Genomic DNA, 19,393 nt, shown 5'->3' with positions numbered 1-19,393 from the left:
ACTAGATCGGGCCTCGCGTGCTAATATTCCAGCGTTGCGTTTTGCCGGCCTGATCCGGGGCGAGGCCCGCGAAACGCCAGTCTGCACGGCCTATGGGGACATCCGAATGAATTTCAGGAACTGTTTTCGCATCGCGCTGATCCCGGTCGCGGCGTTGGCCTGGGGCAGCGCCGTGCTGGCGCAATCGCCGGCACCCGCGGCAAGCCCGTCGGCGGCACCGGCGCCTCCCGCGGTGAGCAGTCCGGCGACGCCGGCGCCCGCCCCGTCAGCAACACCCGCCCCGGCGCCGTCGGAAACCCCTGCGCCGGTGGCAAGCCCCGCGGCCCCTCCCGCAGCGCCGCCGGCGACCGCGCAAACCCCGGCCGTCCCGCCGGCCCCGGCGCCGGTTCAGACCGCCGATCCGTTCGGCGAACAGATCACACTGGAGGCCAAGAAGGTCGTCATCTTCAAAGGCACCGCCACCTGGGATTCGGCATTCGACACCCTGATCGATTCGTTCAAGGCGCTGACCGCACTGCTCGACAAGCAGGGCATCAAGCCGTCAGGCAATTCGATCATCGTCTATACCTCGACCGACGACAGCGGTTTCACCTTCCTCGCCGAAATCCCGGTCGAGCAGGATCCGAAAAACCTGACCAAGGACATGAGCATGGGCAAATCGCCCGACGGCAAGGCGCTGAAATTCGTCCATCGCGGTTCCTACGACAATATGGACAACACCTACGAGGCGATCACCAATCACCTCGACGAGAAGAAGCTGGAGGCCAAGGACACCTTCATCGAGGAATACATGACCGATCCGCTGAAGACCGCGGAGGACAAATTGGTCATCAACGTCTACGTGCCGCTGAAGTGAGAGCCAAAGTGAACCTGAAGAAGCATCGCACTGTTTTCGCCGGCGCCGTCGCCGCGGTCACCCTGTTCGCCGCGCCCGCGACGGCGCAGACCGTTCCGCCGCCGGCGATTTCCGTCACCGGGGAGGCCAACGTCTCGGTGCCGCCCGATCTGGCGCTGGTCGATGGTGGCGTCACCTCGGAGGCAAAAACCGCGCGCGAGGCCTCCGACGCCAACAACACGGCAATGGGCAAGGTGCTGCAGGCGCTGAAGGCGGCCGGCATCGACCAGAAGGATGTGCAGACCTCGCGACTGTCGCTGCAGCCGCAAAGCGCGCCCAACCGAACCGGCCCGTCCGCCATCACCGGCTACCGCGCCAGCAATCGGGTGACTATCCGGGTGCGCGACGTCAGCAAGGTCGCCAATGTGATCGATACGCTGGTCGCCGCCGGCGCCAACGAGATCGGCGGCATCAACTTCATGGTGTCGCAGGCCTCGAAGCTGCTCGACGAGGCGCGCGACAAGGCCGTCGCCGATGCCCGCCGCAAGGCCGAGATCTATGCCAAAGCCGCCGGTGTGGCGCTCGGCGCGCCGCTCAGCATTTCGGAAGAGGGCAACGCGCCTCCAATGCCCTACCGCAAGATGTCCGCCGGCATGGTGGCGTCAGCTCCGGTGGCGCAGGGCGAAGAGACGCTTTCGGTGACGGTCAGCGTGTCATGGGCAATCAAGCCGAAGGAATGAGATGTCGCCCCTGCGAACGCAGGGGCCCATACCGCGTGATTTCTCGATAAGGCGCTGTGGCTAAAGCCTGCCTTACATTTGGCAACGGTGGCTATGGGTCCCGGCTCAGCGCTCGCGTTGCTCGCTTGGCCGGGACGACGAGCTTTCTAGACTTCGAACACCTGTCCCGGCTTGAGCGCCACAAACTTCTCGCGCGGAAGCTCCGCTTCGTCGAGCGCCGCATGCAGATCTCTGACCGGCGCGTCGATCGCCTCGTCGGTGAGCTGAAACGTACCGTGGTGATGCGCCAGCGCCTGCTCGGCTCCGCAATCGGCCAATGCCTTGACGGCGTCGGCCGGGTTCATGTGCTGGTCCTTCATGAACCAGCGCGGCTCATAGGCGCCGATCGGCAGAATCGCCAGCCGCAGCGGGCCATGCTTTTCGGCGACCTTGCGGAAATGCGTGCCCTCGCCATAGCCGGAATCGCAGACGATGTAGATCTTGCCGGCCGGCGTCTCCAGCACGAAGCTTGCCCACAGCGACCTGTTGCGGTCGAACAGGCCACGCGCCGTCCAGTGCCGCGTCGGCACCAGCGTCACCGCGATGCCGCTCCCGAGTTCGACCCGGTCATGCCAGTCGAAGGCCTCGGCCTTGATCGCCGCATCGGCGCGGCGCATGGCGACATCGTTGCCGAGCGGCGTGATCACGCGGGGGGCATGACTGGCCGAGAGCTTCGACAGGGTTTCGAGGTCGAGATGATCGTAATGGCCGTGCGATACCAGCGCGACGTCGATCGGCGGCAGCGCCTCGAACGCAATGCCGGGGTGGTTGCGGCGCTTCGGTCCGGCAAAGCTCACCGGCGAGGCCCGCTCCGACCACACCGGATCGACCAGGATGTTCAGCCCCGATGTCTGGATCAGCCAGCTGACGTGGCCGACGAACGACAATCGGACCTTGCCGCCATCGACACGCGACGGCGGTGTGTCGGCATGCGGGCTCGGCGCCCATGCCGGCCAGGCCTGCCGCTGCCGATCCCTGCCGAATTGCCAGCGCAACACTTCGCCGAGCGATTTCGGCGGAACGCCGTCCGGATCGAAGAACTGCTTGCCGTCGAAATGGTCGGAGACAGGCCCGTCATATTTGCTCATGCAGGATTCTCGATGCTGCCCTTACCAGGATTGGATTGTCAGGTTCAGCATCGAGATAACATGTCCGGCAATCGTTTCAGTATCCCACGGTGAACCGCTGGCGCGAATGGGCGGGCTTTTCGATCTCGTCGGCCATGGCAATTGCATAATCCTCGAACGAAATGCTGCTGCCCTTTTCGCTGGTCAGCAGCTGATCGCCGCCGAGCCGGAATTTTCCGGTGCGCTCGCCCGCCACGAACATTGCCGAGGGCGACAGAAACGTCCAGTCCAGCCCGGGTTGCCGGCGCAGCAGGTCGAGGAACGCGCCGCCCGCCGCGGCCTCGGTCTTGTAGATCGCGGGGAATTGCGGCGTATCAAACAGCTTCATGCCGGGCGCCACCTCGAGGCTGCCGGCGCCACCGACCACCAGATAGCGGCCGACGCCGGCCGCTTGCACCGCCTCGATCAGCTTGTTCGGATCGCTGGCGGTGAAATGTACCGAGCTGATGACGACGTCGTGCCCCCGCAGCGCGGCGGCAAGACCGGCGACGTCGTTGGCATCGGCCTGCAGCGGCGTCACACCCTTCAGGGCCGGAATTTTCTGCGGGTTGCGGGCGATGGCGGTGACGGCATGGCCGCGGCGGGACAGTTCGGCGAGAATCCGGGATCCGGCATTCCCGGTGGCCCCGATCAAAGCGATTTTCATTTGGTGACTCCATATCGTAACTAATGGAGACCAGCTATTCAATTCGACTGCAGCTGTGAAGAAGGCACCTTTCCGTAAGCTGGTTACCTCCAGGAGACCGCCATGACGTCCGTACCCCGAAACGGCAACGCCTACGCCGATACCTGCCCCACCCGGATGGTGCTGGACCGCATTGCCGACAAATGGGCGGTCCTGGTGCTCGGCCTGCTCGGCGACGGCCCGGTGCGCTTCAACCAGTTGCGGCGCCAGATCGAGGGCATTTCGCAGAAAATGCTCTCCCAAACCCTGAAAAGCCTCGAGCGCGACGGCCTGGTCAGCCGCCGGGCGATCGCCACCGTGCCGGTCACGGTCGAATATTCGATCACGCCGCTGGGCCAGACCCTGTCGGCCACCGTCGACAATTTGCGGATCTGGGCGGAAACCCACATGGAACAGGTGGTGCAGTCGCAGCAGCAATACGACGCTGCGGCGGCCTGAACGGCCGTTCGGGCGGGATGCCGTGCAGCCAAAACCTTGACTTATCGCCATCCGCCGCTGTAAATCTCGGCCCTTCTCGAAGAGACGTTCTTTTCGATCCGCCGCCCGGCCCTGGAGGCCGGAGGTCAACGCCCGACAGCGCGATGCGCCCTCGGGCGCAAAATTGGTTTGGCATAGGCCTTTCTCCGAAAGGCCGTTCTTGGACTTGCGCTGATGTTCGACAATCTGTCGGAAAAATTGGGTGGCATCCTCGATAAACTGACGGGGCGCGGTGCGCTGTCCGAAAAGGATGTCGATGCCGCGATGCGCGAGGTGCGCCGCGCGCTGCTCGAGGCCGACGTCTCGCTCGACGTTGTCAGAAGCTTCGTCGATCGCGTCCGCGAGCAGGCCATCGGCGCCACCGTGGTCAAGTCGGTCACCCCTGGCCAGATGGTGGTGAAGATCGTCCATGACGAGCTGGTCGCCACGCTCGGCTCCGACGGCCAGACCATCGACCTCAACGCCGTTCCGCCGGTCGCCATCATGATGGTCGGCCTGCAGGGCTCCGGCAAAACCACCACCACCGCCAAACTGGCGCGACGCCTGACCCAACGCGACAAGCGCAAGGTGCTGATGGCCTCGCTCGACATCTACCGCCCGGCGGCGATGGAGCAGCTCGCGGTGCTCGGGCGCGATCTCGAGATCCAGACCCTGCCGATCGTGGCCGGCCAGAAGCCGGCGCAAATTGCCAAGCGCGCGCTGGAAGCGGCAAAACTCGGCGGCTACGACGTGGTGCTGCTCGACACCGCCGGCCGCACCACGCTCGACGAAGAGATGATGTCGGAGGCGGCCGAGATCAAAACCGCCGCCAACCCGCATGAAGTGCTGCTGGTCGCGGATTCCCTGACCGGCCAGGACGCGGTCAACCTCGCGCGCTCGTTCGACGAACGCGTCGGCCTCACCGGCATCGTGCTGACGCGGGTCGACGGCGACGGCCGCGGCGGCGCCGCACTGTCGATGCGCGCGGTCACCGGCAAGCCGATCAAGCTGATCGGCACCGGCGAAAAAACCGACGCGCTGGAAGATTTTCATCCCAGCCGCATCGCCGGCCGCATTCTCGGCATGGGCGACGTGGTGTCGCTGGTCGAGAAGGCCGCCGCCAATATCGACGCGGAAAAAGCCGCGCGCACCGCCGAGCGGATGCGCAAGGGCCAGTTCGATCTCACCGACATGCGCGAGCAGTTGTTGCAGATGGCGAATATGGGCGGCATCTCGGGCCTGATGGGCATGATGCCCGGCATCGCGAAAATGAAGAACCAGATCGCCAGCGCCGGGATCGACGACAAAATCATCAAGCGCCAGGTCGCGGTGATCGATTCGATGACCCGGCAGGAACGCAAGAACCCGGACATCCTGAAAGCCAGCCGGAAGAAGCGTATCGCCGCCGGCGCCGGCCTCAAGGTCGAGGAAGTCAACAAGCTCCTGAAAATGCACCGGAACATGGCCGACATGATGAAGGCCATGGGCCAGGGCAAGCGCGGCCCGATGGCCGGCATCGCGCAGGCGATGGGGTTTGGCGGCAGCGGCATGCCGTCGCCCGAGCAGATGAAGGCGCTTGCGGAGAAAATGCCGGGTGGCGCCGGCGGCATGCCGGCGCTGCCGAAGGATTTGCCCGCGGGCCTGCGCTCCGGCCTGCCGAATTTGCCGGGCCTAACGGGCCTCAGCGGCAAGCCGACCTTGCCCGGCCTCGGCGGCTTTCCCGGATTGGGGAAGAAGAAATGACCTCGTTCGTCATTGCGAGCGAAGCGAAGCAATCCATGCCCAAACGAAGCTGGATTGCTTCGTCGCTTCGCTCCTCGCAATGACGGGAATTATCACCGTTCAAATCTACTGAATTTCGAACTCAACAGGAGAACTCCATGTCAGTCGTTATCCGCCTCGCCCGTGCCGGCACCAAGAAGCGTCCGGTCTATCACGTCGTCGTCGCCGACTCGCGCTTCCCGCGCGATGGCCGCTTCATCGAACGTCTCGGCCATTTCAATCCGCTGCTGCCGAAGGACAACGAAGCCCGGCTGAAGCTCGACATGGACAAGGTCAAGAGCTGGCTCGCCAAGGGCGCGCAGCCGTCGGACCGCGTGTCGCGCTTCCTCGATGCCGCCGGCGTGGTCAAGCGCGCCGCGCGCAACAACCCGGAAAAGGCGCTGCCGCGCAAGGAGCGCAAGGCCAACGCCGAAGCCGCCGCGACCGCCTCCGCTGCTGCCGCCTCCGCCGCCAAGGCGGCCGCCGCTGCTGCCGCCGCCGCCGCCAAGAAGTAAGCGCGACAAATCGTGGCGATGCCGGCCCACATCTGCATCGCCCGCATCGGCGCTCCGCATGGCGTGCGGGGCGCGGTGAAACTGTGGACGTTTACGGAAGACCCGTTCGCGGTGCAGAGCTACGGTCCGCTGCTGACCAAGGACGGCGCCCGGTCGTTCGAGGTCGAGACCGCGCGCGAGGCCAAGGGCCATCTGGTGGCGACGCTGAAAGGCATCGCCACCCGCGAGGAGGCCGAACGGCTCAACGGCATCGAGCTCTACATCGCGCGCGAAAAACTGCCCGATACCGACGAGAATGAATACTACCACGCCGACCTGATCGGGCTGGCGGCGGTGACATCCGCGGGCGAGCCGCTCGGCCGTGTCGCCGCGATCCACAATTTCGGCGCCGGCGACATTATCGAAATCGCCCCGCCCAGCGGCTCGACCCTGCTGCTGCCGTTCACCAATGCCATCGTGCCGACGGTGGACCTTGCGGCCGGACGGGTAGTGATCGAATTGCCGAACGAGATTGTCGGCGACGAACCAGACGCAGACCTCTCCCCGCGTCGTCCCCGCGAAAGCGGGGACCCATAGCCACCGAAGTTTGTCGTAACATCGGGCGGTGCCACAGCTTGGCGCAATATTGACAATTGTGGTTATGGGTCCCGGCTCGCGCTTCGCTTGGCCGGGACGACGAAGAGTTATCGGGACTGACATGGCCATCACTCACAGACCCTGGCGCGCCACCGTTCTCACCCTGTTTCCGGACATGTTCCCGGGTCCGCTCGGCGTGAGTCTGGCGGGCAAGGCGCTGGCATCGGGGCTATGGGCGCTGGAGGCGCGGGACATCCGGGCCTCGGCCACCGACCGCCACCGCAGCGTCGACGACACCCCGGCTGGCGGCGGACCTGGGATGGTGTTGCGCGCGGACGTGCTGGCGGATGCCATCGACGCCGCCGATATCGCCCCGGATCGGCCAAAACTGCTGATGAGCCCGCGGGGTCGGCCACTGACCCAGTCGCGGGTCGTGGAACTGGCCGCCGGGCCGGGACCGATGATTGTCTGCGGCCGGTTCGAGGGTATCGACCAGCGGGTGATCGAGGCTCGCCGGCTCGAGGAAGTTTCGATCGGGGATTACGTGCTATCGGGCGGCGAAATCGCCGCTTTGGCGCTGATCGACGCCTGTGTGCGGCTGTTGCCCGGCGTGATGGGCAAGCTCGCCTCCGGCGAGGACGAGAGTTTTTCCGATTCCCTACTGGAATACCCGCAATATACCCGGCCGCAGGAGTTCGAGGGTCGGCCGATCCCGGAGATCCTCACTTCCGGCGACCATGCCAAGGTGGCGGCGTGGCGGCGGGCGGAAGCCGAGGCCCTGACCAGGTCGCGGCGGCCCGATCTTTGGGCCGCCAGGAAGGCCTCGACCCAAGCCTCGACCCAGGCCTCAACGCAAGCCTTGACAGGGATTGGCCAAAAGCGCCCAAAAAACACGACGGACGGGTGACAAGGCCCGGCCTTTGCCGTATAGGAGCGCCAAATCCGCGCAATGGCAGGATAGATGGACGTTCGCGCAGCCCGCGCCTTGCAGGCTGGGGCGCGCCGCCGATGGAGATTTTCAAGATGAACCTCATTCAAGAGCTCGAAAAAGAGCAGTTCGACCGGCTGTCCGCCAGCAAGGTCATTCCGGAGTTCGGCCCCGGCGACACCGTGATCGTCAACGTCAAGGTGGTCGAAGGCGACCGCTCGCGCGTGCAGGCCTATGAAGGCGTCTGCATCGGTCGCTCCGGCGGCGGGCTCAACGAGAGCTTCACCGTTCGCAAGATCTCCTACGGCGAAGGCGTCGAGCGCGTGTTCCCCGTGATGTCGCCGATGATCGACTCGATCACCGTGGTGCGCCGCGGCAAGGTGCGTCGCGCCAAGCTGTATTACCTGCGCAACCTGCGCGGCAAGTCGGCCCGCATCGTCGAGAAGAAGACCGAGCGCCCCGAGAAGGCCCCGAAGGTCGCCGCGGCCGCCAAATAATTCGCAAGCATCTCTCCTGCATGGAGATGTGACGAAAAGCGCGGGGCTCACCCCCGCGCTTTTTTGTTGCGGCATCGTCTTTGCGAGGAGCGCTTGCGACGAAGCAATCCACCCCTTGGGCTCCGGCAAGAAGCATGGATTGCTTCGCTTCGCTCGCAATGACGGGTGGATGCAAACGCATATCGCGCTTCGATGCCCCACGTGCTATAAGGCTGGAATGCTTCCAGATCGCCAAACAACCGGGTCTCGCGTCGTTCTCGACGACCGCAGCCGGCTACCCGGCCGCTTCTTCGGACGGTTCACGACGTCGGCGACGTCGGGACTTTGACGGCGCGCCCTGACGCTGCCGCTGACCTTCGTTTAGTTGCGCGACTTCGCGCTTTCCCTGTTTCACGCAAAATCATTGATAGGGCTTACGCTCATGTCCAAACCGACCACGCTGTACGACAAGATCTGGGACGACCATCTGGTTCACGAGGCCGATGACGGCACCTGCCTGCTCTATATCGATCGCCATCTGGTTCACGAGGTGACCTCGCCGCAGGCCTTTGAAGGTCTGCGCGCCACCGGCCGCAAGGTGCACGCGCCGGAGAAGACGCTGGCCGTGGTGGATCACAACATCCCGACCACCGATCGCTCGAAACCCAATCCGGATCCGGAGAGCATCGAGCAGATGAAGGTGATGGCTGACAACGCCAGGGAATTCGGCATCACCTATTACAACGAACACGACAAGCGTCAGGGCATCGTGCACGTCATCGGCCCCGAGCAGGGCTTCACGCTGCCCGGCACCACCATCGTCTGCGGCGATAGCCACACCTCGACGCACGGCGCGTTCGGCGCGCTGGCGCACGGCATCGGCACCTCCGAGGTCGAGCATGTGCTGGCGACGCAGACCCTGATCCAGAAGAAGGCCAAGAACATGCGCGCCGTCGTTGACGGCGTGCTGCCCGACGGCGTCACCGGCAAGGACATCATCCTGGCCATCATCGGCGAGATCGGCACCGCCGGCGGCACCGGCTATGTGCTGGAATATGCCGGCGACGCGATCCGCGCGCTCTCGATGGAAGGCCGCATGACGGTCTGCAACATGTCGATCGAGGGCGGCGCCCGCGCCGGCCTGATCGCGCCGGATGAAAAGGCGTTCGAATATCTGAAGGGCCGCCCGATGTCGCCGAAGGGCGAAGCCTGGGACGCCGCGATGCGCTACTGGCAAACGTTGCGCAGCGACGAGGGTGCGCATTTCGATCACGAGATCCGGCTGGATGCCGCAAAACTGCCGCCGATCGTAACCTGGGGCACCTCGCCCGAGGACGTGGTGTCGATCACGGGCTTCGTGCCGGATCCGGACCAGATCGCCGACGAAGCCAAGCGGCTCTCGAAACATCGCGCGCTGAACTATATGGGCCTGAAAGCCGGCACCAAGATCACCGACATCAAGCTCGACCGCATCTTCATCGGCTCCTGCACCAACGGCCGGATCGAGGATTTGCGCGCCGCGGCCAAGGTGGTCGACGGCAAGACCGTCAATGCCAATCTCAGCGCCATGATCGTGCCGGGCTCCGGCATCGTGAAGGAGCAGGCGGAAGCCGAAGGCCTCGACAAGATCTTCATCAAGGCCGGCTTCGAATGGCGCGAGCCGGGCTGCTCGATGTGCCTGGCCATGAACCCCGACAAGCTCTCCCCCGAGGAGCGCTGCGCCTCGACCTCGAACCGCAACTTCGAGGGCCGTCAGGGCTTCAAGGGCCGCACCCATCTGGTATCGCCGGCGATGGCGGCGGCGGCGGCCATCGCCGGGCATTTCGTCGATATCCGGGAGTGGCGGTGAACCGCTGCTTGTCTCAATCTCGACATTTCCCGGAAACCTCCCGTTAAAGAACCGGGAGCAGACTGGCTCCTTGCGGGAATGAATTTCGCAGGGAGCGGGCTGTGGCCGACAAGCCGGTATTCGTCGATCTGATCAGCGAGGCGACCCGCCAGGTGCGGCGGCGCATCGTGCGGCAGGTGGTGGCGCCCGAGGCCAAGCACGAATCGCGGCTCGCTCACCGGTCGAACGGGATGGCGCAGTGGCGGGAGCAGACGTTCACGCCGTGGAAGCTCAAGCCCTGGAACTGGAAAGATTGGGATTGAGCGCCGGTCATGACGGCCTGCGACAGACACCAGGCGCCCCATCGGGCGCCTGAATCATTTTCAGCCAAACTTCGGATCTCGGCGGCAAATCGACCGGCGCGCCAATGGCGGCGACCCCCGGGGCGATCTGCTTTGCGCGGTGGCTTGGCCAGACGGCGCGTTTACCAACCCCACCGTGGTCCAAAACCAAACCCGATCCCGAATCCGATCGGGAATGCCGGGGCGTAGTAGGGATATGGACGATAATAATACGGGTAAGGCCGATAGTAGGCCGGCCGCCCGTAGTAATAGGGCCGGTAATAGGACCGATAGTAAGGGCGGTAGTGCGCCCGATAGTAGGGCCGATAATACGGCCGGTAGCCGTGCCGGTAATAGCGCCGATAGTAACGACGCGCGCTGAAGTCGGTCGCTTCCGACGCCTGCGATTGTTTTGCGAACGGCGCTGCTACGGCAGGATCGATCACGGCCGAGCCGCCGAAATTCAGGGCGAGCGCGAGGAGCGCGGCGCCAATCCATTTCTTCATCAGAAGCTTCCTCCGTTCCCGTGTCGGTCCGAGCCCAACAGTGTGCCGGGCAGCCAAATCAAACTGCTAAAAACGGAAAAATGTGGGCACGAATAGCTTCCGCGTCCATGATTCAGATCAAGCGCCGCATTGCCGCGCGGACGGTCAGGAAGGCGGGCCATGGGGGTGAATCGATAGGAAAATTCGTCCGGCAAGGGCCGCCGACACACCTCAGCCGGGCCGCCAATAGCAGTTCATGCGCGGCGTGATCACCGTGCCGCTCGGCCGGTATTCCTGCACATAGGTCGCGGTGCAGTCGCGCACCGCATTGCGACCGGGATTGTATTGGGGATAGACGGGCGGTCGCCACTCTTCACGGGGATACACCGGCACGCGCCGTATGACGCGGCGGCGCTGTTGTGCCGACGTATCGGTCGGCGCGGCCTGGGCAGTCCTCATTCCGGAGGGCGCGGTTTGCGCCTGCGCGACCGCCCCGGTCATCGAGAGCCCGACAAAAGCAGCCAGTGTTGCCGCTGTCACAATCCGCATCATCACGCCTCAGGCCTGTTGGTGGCCGCAACGTCTCCGATTGCCGCGCCGAGGTCAACTCATTCAGGACTACAAAACCGAAGGGCATGCCGGGGGAACCCGCGAAGCCCTTTATTTGACGCGTTTTCTTCAAGCGAACCGGTACCCACTTCGCTCGAAAACGCTATAAGCAGAGCCCATGTGGAAATCGACAAAAGCGCCGTCGCTGGCCGAGATGGAGGCCATGGCGCACGAGATTTTCGAGCGCCTGCCCAAGGGATTCCGCACCCTGTGCGAGGGCGTGATCCTGCGCGTCGACGATTTCCCGACCGATGAGGTGCTGGAGGAAATGCAGGCGGAGAGCGAGTTCGACCTGCTCGGCCTGTTTCAGGGCGTAGGCCTCCCGTTCCGCAGCAATAACGACATCGCCCGGCTGCCCAACATGGTCTGGCTCTACCGCCGGCCGATCCTGGACTACTGGGCCGAACACGAGGAAACGCTGGGCCATATCGTCCGCCACGTGCTGATTCACGAGATCGGCCACCATTTTGGCCTGTCGGACGCCGATATGGAGGCGATCGAGGCGCAAACCGGATAGCAATGCATAATTCGGACTTCAATCAGGGCCCGCGTCGGGGTAAAAGGCCCTCGCCAATTTGCACATTTGCAGCTTTTGGCTGCTACATTGCAGGCAATTCACTCGCACGGATGAAGATCAGGTCATGGACAAGTTCACCACGCTGGAAGGCGTCGCGGCGCCCTTAAAGATCATCAATGTCGATACCGACATGATCATCCCGAAGCAGTACCTGAAGACCATCAAGCGCACCGGCCTCGGCACCGGGCTTTTCTCGGAACAGCGCTACAAGGACGACGGCAGCGAGAACCCGGATTTCATCCTCAACAAGCCTGCCTATCGCCACGCCAGGATCCTGGTCGCGGGCGACAATTTCGGCTGCGGCTCGAGCCGCGAGCACGCGCCGTGGGCGCTGTTGGATTTCGGCATCCGCTGCGTGATCTCGACCTCGATCGGCCAAATCTTCTACAACAACTGCTACAAGAACGGCATCCTGCCGATCCGCGTCACCCAGGACGACCTCGACAAGCTGTTCGACGATGCCGAGCGCGGCGCCAACGCGACGCTGTCGATCGATCTCGCCTCCCAGGAGATCCGCGGCCCCGACGGCGGCACGGTGAAGTTCGAGATCGATCCGTTCCGCAAGCACTGCCTGATGAACGGCCTCGACGATATCGGTCTCACCATGGAGAAGAAGGCCTCGATCGACGCCTACGAGGAAAAGGCCAAGACCGCGCGCGCCTGGGCCTGATCTTCCCTTGTTAAGACGCGTTTTCTTCACGCGAACCGGTTCCCACTTCGCTCGAAAACGCTTTCGGCCCCAGTGAAGGTGACGCATGCGACCTGACGTCGTCACCTTCTGGCATGGCCCGCTCGACCGCCTGCGCCAGACCTGCCTCCGCTCGCAGGTCGCGGCCGGCCATAACGTCACCGTCTACAGTTTCGATCCGCTGGCGGGCTTGCCCGACGGCGTCGGTAATGCCGAGGCCGAAGCCATCCTGCCGCACGCCTTCTCCGAAAAGCTTCGCCCGCCGCAACCGGACGGAAGCTGGCGCGACTGGACCACGCTGCAATTCTCGGACTTCTTCCGTATGCGGCTGATGGCGGAGCGCGCCGGGCTGTGGCTCGACGCCGACGTGCTGCTGCTCAAGCCGGTCGAAATCGATCCCGCAAAGCCCTTCTTCGCCTGGGAACGCCCGCGCCAGCTCGGCAACTCGGTGCTCTATCTGCCGCCGGACGATCCCATCGTGGTGGCATTCGAAGCGCTGATGCGGCAGGACGAACTGACGCCGGACTGGCTGGCGCTGCGGCATCGCATCGTCTTCAGCTTGCGCAAGCTGCGCGGCAAATCGAACCGGCTCGCCGATATTCGCGTCGCGATCTTTGGGCCGGCGGCGCTGACCGCACTGGCCACGCGTAACGGCGAACTCGGCTGCGCCTTGCCGAAGAAGTCGTTTTACGCCGTTCACGCCGAACCGACGCGCTTCTTCGATCCCTCCGATTTTGTATCCCTGATCGGCGATCCCGACATCATGGGGCTGCACATTTCACCGAAAGGTCGCGGCAACCAGCCGCCAGTGCCCGGCAGCCTCTATGCATGGGCGACGGAGCGGTTCGGCCGGCCTTAGCTGGCCTTCGGTGCCGCCGGCGAGCTTGATCTACCGCAACGACCCTTCCCAAGGTTGCGCTCATATGGATCAAATCCTGCTACCTAGCGGAGGCATCCATGACGGCCCAAGAGCACCCGTTTCCTCGCGTCGAAGCGCTGATCAATACCTTTGCCGACTGGCTGAGGCATCGGCAGGACCTCAGCGAGATTCGCCAGATGGACACGACCCAGTTCGACAAGATTGCCAACGATTTGAGGGTGTCGCCCAACGCACTCGATGAGCTGATCCGGCAGGGTCCGCACGCCGCGGACGAACTGCCCAAGCTGCTCAAGGTTCTCGGCATCGACGAAGCCGATCTGGCGCGGACCGAGCCCATGGTGCTGCGCGATATGGAACGTGTCTGCGCCATGTGCGCCAGCAAGCGCCAATGCGACCGGGATCTCGCCGACGGCACCTCGGCCGAGCATTATGAGGGATATTGCCTCAACGCGCCCACCATCGACAGCCTGGATCATCCGGTGAAGCAGTAAGGGCTGGCGCCGCAGGCCAGTGGATTGATGAAGATGACGCGCACGGTCTGGATACGCATTATGCTGGCCGCCGCAATCGCGCTGGCGGCGCTGTTTTTCATCCGGCTGCACAATGCCGGCGGCGCGTCCTCCGACAGCGCGACGGGATATCGCCTGGCCGCCGCCTGGTGCAAGGATTGCCACTCGATCGAGGCGGCGACCGCCGGGGCCAGCAGCGGCCCGCCGGATTTCACCGCGATCGCCGACAGGCGTTCGACCACGGCGCTTTCGCTCAAGGTGTTCCTTCAGACCAGCCATCCCACCATGCCGAATCTCATCCTCAAGCCAGATGAGAGCGACAGCCTGGTGAATTACATTCTGAGCCTGAAGCGGAATTAGAGGTTCATCGTCATGGCCGGGCTTGTCCCGGCCATCCACGTCTTCATTGCTTAACTAAAGCCAAGACGTGGATGCCCGGGACAGGCCCGGGCATGACGGGTGCCCCCCATAAGTCCCATTTCCTCGCCGCAGCACCAGGCTACGGCTGTCCCATCGCCGCGATCGCGTCGGCGATGGCGATCGTGCGCCTGGCCATGTCGGCATGCAGCCGCTCCACCATCTGGCCGTCGAGCGAAATCGCGCCGCGTCCGGCATTCTCCGGCCGCTCGAACGCGGCGATGATCTTGCGGGCGTGGGCGACTTCCTCCGCCGGCGGCGTGAAAATCGCGTTGCAGGCCTCGATCTGGCCGGGGTGAATCAGCGTCTTGCCGTCGAAGCCGAGATCGCGGCCCTGCGCGCATTCCTGGCCGAAACCGTCAACATTGCTGAAATCGCTGTAGGGTCCGTCGAGAATTTCGAGGCCGTGGGCACGGCTGGCGAGGATGCAATGCGTGATCATCGGGATCATCGCCGCGCGGCCCGGCAGCATCCGGATCCGCGTCTCGCGCGAAATATCGTTCGGCCCGAACACGAAGCCGGCGAGCCGCACCTCGCGCGCGGCGGCGGCGAGCTGCTCGGCATGCAGAACCGCGCGCGACGTCTCGATCATGGCCCAGACACGGATCGACATGTCGGCGTTGATATCGCTGAGCCGATCCGCGATGGTGTTGAGATCCTCGACGCTGGAAATCTTCGGCACCAGAATGCCGTCCGGCCGCGCCTTGCCGGCCATCGCGACGTCATCGATCCACCACGGCGAATCCAGCGCATTGACGCGGATCAGCACCTCGCGCTTGCCGAACCCTTTGGCGGCGACGGCGGCGGCGATCTGGTCACGCGCCACCGCCTTGGCGTCGGGCGCCACCGAATCCTCGAGATCGAGGATGAGGCCGTCGGCATGGAGATTGCGGGCCTTTTCCAGCGCCCGCGCATTCGATCCCGGCATGAACAGCAGGCTGCGGCGCGGACGGATCATGGCGGGTTCCCCTTCAACTTTCGAATTTCCCGCGATAACATTTCGGCAAGGGCTCCGAAAGGCTTGTTCCGGCCTGCGCCATATGGTTAGCAACTCGCATGTCATTCCCGAAACATCTGCTTGAAGGCTACCGGAACTTCACCTCGCAACGGCTGCCCACCGAACAGGCGCGCTACCGCGAACTGTCCGAGCGCGGCCAGTCGCCCGCGGTGATGGTGATCGGCTGCTGCGATTCCCGGGTATCGCCCGAAGTGATCTTCGATGCCGGTCCCGGCGAATTGTTCGTGGTGCGCAACGTCGCCAATCTGGTGCCGGTCTATCAGCCCGACGGCGGCGCCCACGGCGTCTCGGCGGCGCTGGAATACGCGGTCAACGTGCTGCGCATCCAGCACATCGTCGTGCTCGGCCATGCCCAATGCGGCGGCATCCGGGCCTTCATCGACGACATCGAGCCCCTCTCACCCGGCGATTTCATCGGCCGGTGGATGGCGATGTTCGTCAAGCCGGGCGAAGTGGTCGAGCAACGGGACCGGGAATCGAGGCAGGACTTCACCATCCGGATCGAAAAGGCCGCGATCCATCGCAGCCTGGAGAACCTGATGACGTTTCCGTTCGTGCGCACGCTGGTCGAACGCGGCGGGCTGAACCTGCACGGCGCCTATTTCGGCGTCGCCGAGGGCTCGCTGTTCCTGCTCGATCAGGAAGCGAAGGAATTTCGCAGCGTCAACGCGGCGACGTGAACTTGCTCGACGCCTCGCCAGTCCCTCCAGAGGAGGGTAAGCCAGCGCTGCTACCTTCGAATTCTGTCTTGGTCCGCTGTGATGAACAAATGATAATCGAAGCTTGATTGTCAAGGAATCTGGGAAATCCTGCCGACCATCTCGCGGTATTCGATTTCTGAGATGCGTCCGCTTGTAGCAAGCGAATACAGTCGCTTCGGCAGTGCTTGAGTCGCAATTTCGTTTTCACGCGCGCGTTCGGCTTCTGTCATCTGATTGGGATGTACACTCAAAAGCCGGATTGCTCCAGGAGGAGGCGGGCGAGGTGCCTGGATCTTTGCAACCCAATCCGGGACCGCGCCTCCCGGTCGCGCTTCCCAAGAGGCGAGATCGCGTCGCGTGGCCACCGCAGCGAAATTTCTGTCCTCTTTCGTCGCCAAGCGCCAGCCCAGTCCAGCCAGGATTGCTTTGATTTCCGTAAAACGAGCGATGATCGCCGCCTCCAAGGCAGCCTCTTCCGGCGTCGGTTCAGGCTCACCGAGCGTTCGCCGCGCGGCATAGGCTCGATCGCCAAGCGGCGCGCGGCCTCCATGGGGATAGTAATCGGTGTATATATCGCCTTGGCCACGCAAGTTAGCGACAAACCCTGCCGTTCCAGACATCCCGTTCAACCAAATTCGCTCGCCGCCCTCCTTGAAGAATTCCTCGTTCTTCAAATAGGCGTACACCGCGTCCGCAAAGTCCTCATCGAGCAAGCGTTCGCGAAGCACATTGTCGTTCGCCAAATCCACGTAGAGATTGGGATAGCCGCCACGGGCAGGTGCATTGTATTTTGGCTGTTGGCCGGGCGTGAATAGTACATGGTCTGGCCGAATATCTATCGTGCCATGCACCCAGCGGCGAGGACTGTCGGAGACTCGATAGCGCCAACCGTCACCTGCCCTATTGGCATTGACTCGCATTCCATCTGCCAGGCTCGCCTTCGTGATATATTCCGGCTTTCCATAGCCCCACCGGACAATGGCTTCACCGTGCCGGTTACTCCAGCGAGACTCGCCCGTCCATTTTTGCCCGGGGCGACCGTCTTCGTAAGCCCGCCAGTGGCCCGGCGGATCGACGCCCTGTTCGATCAATGGATAAAATCGATCAAGATTCGCCTGCACTTGCGCGTCGGTCAGTCTTTCCGCCATCGCGAGCCCACCAAACAGAATTGCGCCGCCAATAACCGGCGCAATCATCCAGCCCGGCCGGCAAGCCACCAGCATGCGCCTGTTACGCCGCCTTCTTCTTCGCGCTGATCAGCTTGCGGTTGATCAGGCATTCGGCGATCTGGACCGCGTTCAGCGCCGCGCCCTTGCGCAGATTATCCGACACGCACCACAGCACCAGGCCGTTCTCCACCGTGGGATCGGTGCGGATGCGGCTGATATAGGTGGCGTCCTCGCCGGCGGCTTCATAGGGCGTGACGTAGCCGCCGGGTTCATGCTTGTCGATCACGAGGCAGCCCGGCGCGTTGCGCAGGATGTCGCGCGCCTCGTCGGCCGAGATCGGATTCTCGAATTCGATGGTGACGGCTTCGGAATGGCCGACGAACACCGGCACCCGCACGCAAGTGGCGGTCAGCTTGATTTTGGGATCAAGAATCTTCTTGGTCTCCATCATCATCTTCCACTCTTCCTTGGTGTAGCCGTCCTCCATGAACACGTCGATCTCGGGGATCACGTTGAAGGCGATACGCTTGGGGAATTTCTTGTTGACCAGTTCGCTGTTGGTGTAGACGGCCTTGGTCTGCGAAAACAGCTCGTCCATGGCGTCCTTGCCGGCGCCCGACACCGATTGATAGGTCGAGACCACGACGCGCTTGATGACGGCGCGATCGTGCAGCGGCTTCAGCGCGACCACGAGCTGCGCCGTCGAGCAGTTCGGGTTGGCGATGATGTTCTTTTTGGTGAAGCCCGCCACCGCATCCGCGTTGACCTCGGGCACGATCAGCGGCACGTCCGGATCCATCCGCCACGCCGAGGAATTGTCGATCACGACGGCACCGGCGGCGCCGATCTTCGGCGACCATTCCTTCGACACCGCACCGCCCGCCGACATCAGGCAGATATCGACGTCAGAGAAATCGAAATGCTCCAGCGCCTTGCACTTCAGGGTGCGGTCGCCATAGGACACTTCGACGCCCATGCTGCGGCGCGAGGCCAGCGCCACCACCTCGTCGGCGGGGAATTTGCGTTCGTCCAGAATGTTGAGCATTTCCCGCCCGACATTGCCGGTCGCTCCGACCAGCGCGACTTTGTAACCCATCGTTCACTCTCCGACGAAAAATGCTCACCCGCCGCCCGCGGCGGAAAGGGAGAAGGCAGCGCTTCTATGCGAGAAACGCCCTCAAGACAAATTTAGGATTTGCCCGGGCGTTTGATGCGATCGTTTTTGGCTTCCGCTGCCAACTCATATTACCCGAACAGGATACATCCGGCGCTGACCAGCTTTGCCGATGAATGTTGCGGCATGCTGGCGCGTCTGATGGCCTATGTGGGGACGCTGGCGCTGCTTGTCATCGTCGGTGTCCATCTGTGGGACCGGTTGCCCGAGATCGCCGACGCCGTACCATCGGCGCAGGCGGGCTGGAACGTGGCCGCGCGCTCGCACCCGGCGTTTGCCGTCAGCCAGACCGATTCGTCCGATAAAACAGAGTCTTACGAGATTCTCCGGCATCCCGGGGGCGGCCGCAAGGATGTCTTCCGCTGGGGGCCCGCCGGGGTATGGCCGGCAGCCGAGCTCGAGATCTATCGTTTCGGTGCAGAGCTGGACCAGTCGGGGCCCGTCACGGCCGACCTGGCCGTGCGCATGGGAGCTCAGGACCCGTCCGATCTCGAGGCCGCCGGTGTCATCGACAGCAAATTCGGCCATGTGACGCTGCTCCGCCTCGCCGACGGCGCGCGTTCCTGCCTTGGCTTCGTCAGGAGGGTCGACGAACCCGGCCTGCAGATCTCCGGCTGGTCCTGCCAGGGGGAGGCCCTGCCGGCGCGGCGCGCCGCGATCTCCTGCATGCTGAACCGGCTGATGCTGCTGACCGCCGGAAACGACCCGAAACTGGCTGAATTGTTCGCCCGCGCCGAGCTCAGGCGCGGCAGCTGCGCAAGCGCCACGTCAGCCGTATCGGCCGATTGGGTGACCGCCGCGCAAAATCCCGTTCTGCGCGGCCGGCTCTAGTTTCTTCCCCCCTCCCCGCCACGCGCAA

24 protein-coding genes are annotated in these 19,393 nt (G+C 63.8%); 17 read left to right on the top strand and 7 right to left on the bottom strand.

Annotation, left to right across the window (positions count from 1 at the left end):
- The first annotated feature begins 106 nt into the window (after positions 1-106).
- Together Q7U29_RS21685 and Q7U29_RS21680 are read left to right on the top strand one after the other, a co-directional pair.
- Positions 107-856, top strand: coding sequence for a GyrI-like domain-containing protein (locus tag Q7U29_RS21685; protein ID WP_304744653.1), 750 nt, complete (start codon positions 107-109; stop codon positions 854-856).
- Between the two features lie 14 nt (positions 857-870).
- Entirely contained in the window at positions 871-1,575 is a 705-nt protein-coding gene (locus Q7U29_RS21680) for an SIMPL domain-containing protein (protein WP_304744652.1), read from the top strand.
- A gap of 146 nt (positions 1,576-1,721) precedes the next feature.
- Here Q7U29_RS21680 and Q7U29_RS21675 read toward each other — a convergent pair whose 3' ends face one another.
- Together Q7U29_RS21675 and Q7U29_RS21670 are read right to left on the bottom strand one after the other, a co-directional pair.
- On the bottom strand, positions 1,722-2,702 hold the full coding sequence (locus Q7U29_RS21675) for an MBL fold metallo-hydrolase (protein ID WP_304744648.1): 981 nt from the start codon (positions 2,700-2,702) through the stop codon (positions 1,722-1,724).
- 76 nt (positions 2,703-2,778) lie between these two features.
- Positions 2,779-3,387: an NAD(P)-dependent oxidoreductase gene (locus tag Q7U29_RS21670; RefSeq protein ID WP_304744646.1), complete on the bottom strand. Its 609-nt coding sequence runs from the start codon at positions 3,385-3,387 to the stop codon at positions 2,779-2,781.
- Between the two features lie 102 nt (positions 3,388-3,489).
- Here Q7U29_RS21670 and Q7U29_RS21665 point away from each other — a divergent pair, with 102 nt between their 5' ends.
- From Q7U29_RS21665 to Q7U29_RS21630, 8 genes are all read left to right on the top strand, one after another.
- Entirely contained in the window at positions 3,490-3,864 is a 375-nt protein-coding gene (locus Q7U29_RS21665) for a helix-turn-helix domain-containing protein (protein WP_304744644.1), read from the top strand.
- 213 nt (positions 3,865-4,077) lie between these two features.
- The gene (gene ffh, locus Q7U29_RS21660; RefSeq protein WP_304744643.1) at positions 4,078-5,625 is read left to right on the top strand and encodes a signal recognition particle protein; all 1,548 of its coding nucleotides are present in this window, start codon (positions 4,078-4,080) and stop codon (positions 5,623-5,625) included.
- A 137-nt stretch (positions 5,626-5,762) separates the two neighbouring features.
- The gene (gene rpsP, locus Q7U29_RS21655) at positions 5,763-6,158 is read left to right on the top strand and encodes a 30S ribosomal protein S16 (RefSeq protein ID WP_304744641.1); all 396 of its coding nucleotides are present in this window, start codon (positions 5,763-5,765) and stop codon (positions 6,156-6,158) included.
- Between the two features lie 18 nt (positions 6,159-6,176).
- A complete protein-coding gene (gene rimM / locus Q7U29_RS21650) occupies positions 6,177-6,734 on the top strand; it encodes a ribosome maturation factor RimM (RefSeq protein WP_304744650.1) in 558 nt (185 codons plus the stop codon).
- Between the two features lie 121 nt (positions 6,735-6,855).
- The gene (gene trmD / locus Q7U29_RS21645) at positions 6,856-7,641 is read left to right on the top strand and encodes a tRNA (guanosine(37)-N1)-methyltransferase TrmD (protein ID WP_304744639.1); all 786 of its coding nucleotides are present in this window, start codon (positions 6,856-6,858) and stop codon (positions 7,639-7,641) included.
- Positions 7,642-7,757: 116 nt separating this feature from the next.
- Positions 7,758-8,159 carry a 50S ribosomal protein L19 gene (rplS, locus tag Q7U29_RS21640; protein WP_304744637.1) on the top strand — a complete coding sequence of 134 codons (402 nt, stop codon included), beginning with the start codon at positions 7,758-7,760 and terminating at the stop codon, positions 8,157-8,159.
- 421 nt (positions 8,160-8,580) lie between these two features.
- Positions 8,581-9,987, top strand: a complete 1,407-nt coding sequence (leuC, locus tag Q7U29_RS21635) for a 3-isopropylmalate dehydratase large subunit (protein ID WP_304744635.1) — start codon at positions 8,581-8,583, stop codon at positions 9,985-9,987.
- A 101-nt stretch (positions 9,988-10,088) separates the two neighbouring features.
- Complete coding sequence (locus tag Q7U29_RS21630; RefSeq protein WP_304744634.1) at positions 10,089-10,289, top strand: hypothetical protein; 201 nt, start codon at positions 10,089-10,091, stop codon at positions 10,287-10,289.
- Between the two features lie 161 nt (positions 10,290-10,450).
- On the opposite strand, the gene Q7U29_RS21625 is transcribed toward Q7U29_RS21630, so the two are convergent.
- Positions 10,451-10,813: a hypothetical protein gene (locus Q7U29_RS21625; protein ID WP_304744632.1), complete on the bottom strand. Its 363-nt coding sequence runs from the start codon at positions 10,811-10,813 to the stop codon at positions 10,451-10,453.
- 210 nt (positions 10,814-11,023) lie between these two features.
- Positions 11,024-11,344 (bottom strand): hypothetical protein, encoded by a 321-nt coding sequence (locus Q7U29_RS21620; RefSeq protein WP_304744630.1) that lies wholly within the window; start codon positions 11,342-11,344, stop codon positions 11,024-11,026.
- A 175-nt stretch (positions 11,345-11,519) separates the two neighbouring features.
- On the opposite strand from Q7U29_RS21620, the gene Q7U29_RS21615 reads away from it, so the two are divergent.
- The 5 genes from Q7U29_RS21615 to Q7U29_RS21595 all read left to right on the top strand — a co-directional run bounded on the left by Q7U29_RS21615 (position 11,520) and on the right by Q7U29_RS21595 (position 14,415).
- Positions 11,520-11,918, top strand: coding sequence for a metallopeptidase family protein (locus tag Q7U29_RS21615; protein ID WP_304744628.1), 399 nt, complete (start codon positions 11,520-11,522; stop codon positions 11,916-11,918).
- Between the two features lie 124 nt (positions 11,919-12,042).
- The gene (gene leuD, locus Q7U29_RS21610; RefSeq protein WP_304744626.1) at positions 12,043-12,648 is read left to right on the top strand and encodes a 3-isopropylmalate dehydratase small subunit; all 606 of its coding nucleotides are present in this window, start codon (positions 12,043-12,045) and stop codon (positions 12,646-12,648) included.
- A gap of 85 nt (positions 12,649-12,733) precedes the next feature.
- Complete coding sequence (locus Q7U29_RS21605) at positions 12,734-13,525, top strand: hypothetical protein (RefSeq protein WP_304744624.1); 792 nt, start codon at positions 12,734-12,736, stop codon at positions 13,523-13,525.
- A 98-nt stretch (positions 13,526-13,623) separates the two neighbouring features.
- Positions 13,624-14,037 carry a hypothetical protein gene (locus Q7U29_RS21600; RefSeq protein WP_304744622.1) on the top strand — a complete coding sequence of 138 codons (414 nt, stop codon included), beginning with the start codon at positions 13,624-13,626 and terminating at the stop codon, positions 14,035-14,037.
- A gap of 60 nt (positions 14,038-14,097) precedes the next feature.
- Complete coding sequence (locus Q7U29_RS21595; RefSeq protein ID WP_304744620.1) at positions 14,098-14,415, top strand: cytochrome c; 318 nt, start codon at positions 14,098-14,100, stop codon at positions 14,413-14,415.
- Positions 14,416-14,554: 139 nt separating this feature from the next.
- Here the strand turns inward: Q7U29_RS21595 and Q7U29_RS21590 are convergent, their stop codons facing one another.
- Positions 14,555-15,430 (bottom strand): CoA ester lyase, encoded by an 876-nt coding sequence (locus Q7U29_RS21590; protein ID WP_304744618.1) that lies wholly within the window; start codon positions 15,428-15,430, stop codon positions 14,555-14,557.
- Positions 15,431-15,528: 98 nt separating this feature from the next.
- On the opposite strand from Q7U29_RS21590, the gene Q7U29_RS21585 reads away from it, so the two are divergent.
- Entirely contained in the window at positions 15,529-16,170 is a 642-nt protein-coding gene (locus tag Q7U29_RS21585; protein WP_304744616.1) for a carbonic anhydrase, read from the top strand.
- A gap of 110 nt (positions 16,171-16,280) precedes the next feature.
- Here the strand turns inward: Q7U29_RS21585 and Q7U29_RS21580 are convergent, their stop codons facing one another.
- Together Q7U29_RS21580 and Q7U29_RS21575 are read right to left on the bottom strand one after the other, a co-directional pair.
- Positions 16,281-17,387: a hypothetical protein gene (locus tag Q7U29_RS21580; protein WP_304744614.1), complete on the bottom strand. Its 1,107-nt coding sequence runs from the start codon at positions 17,385-17,387 to the stop codon at positions 16,281-16,283.
- Positions 17,388-17,421: 34 nt separating this feature from the next.
- Complete coding sequence (locus tag Q7U29_RS21575) at positions 17,422-18,456, bottom strand: aspartate-semialdehyde dehydrogenase (RefSeq protein WP_304744612.1); 1,035 nt, start codon at positions 18,454-18,456, stop codon at positions 17,422-17,424.
- A 114-nt stretch (positions 18,457-18,570) separates the two neighbouring features.
- On the opposite strand from Q7U29_RS21575, the gene Q7U29_RS21570 reads away from it, so the two are divergent.
- Positions 18,571-19,365 carry a hypothetical protein gene (locus tag Q7U29_RS21570; RefSeq protein WP_304744610.1) on the top strand — a complete coding sequence of 265 codons (795 nt, stop codon included), beginning with the start codon at positions 18,571-18,573 and terminating at the stop codon, positions 19,363-19,365.
- Positions 19,366-19,393: the final 28 nt, after the last annotated feature.

This window comes from Bradyrhizobium sp., assembly GCF_030654605.1.
Taxonomy (GTDB): domain Bacteria; phylum Pseudomonadota; class Alphaproteobacteria; order Rhizobiales; family Xanthobacteraceae; genus Bradyrhizobium.
Note: the sequence above shows the minus strand (reverse complement) of the source record. Positions and strands in the feature narration are given on the sequence as shown.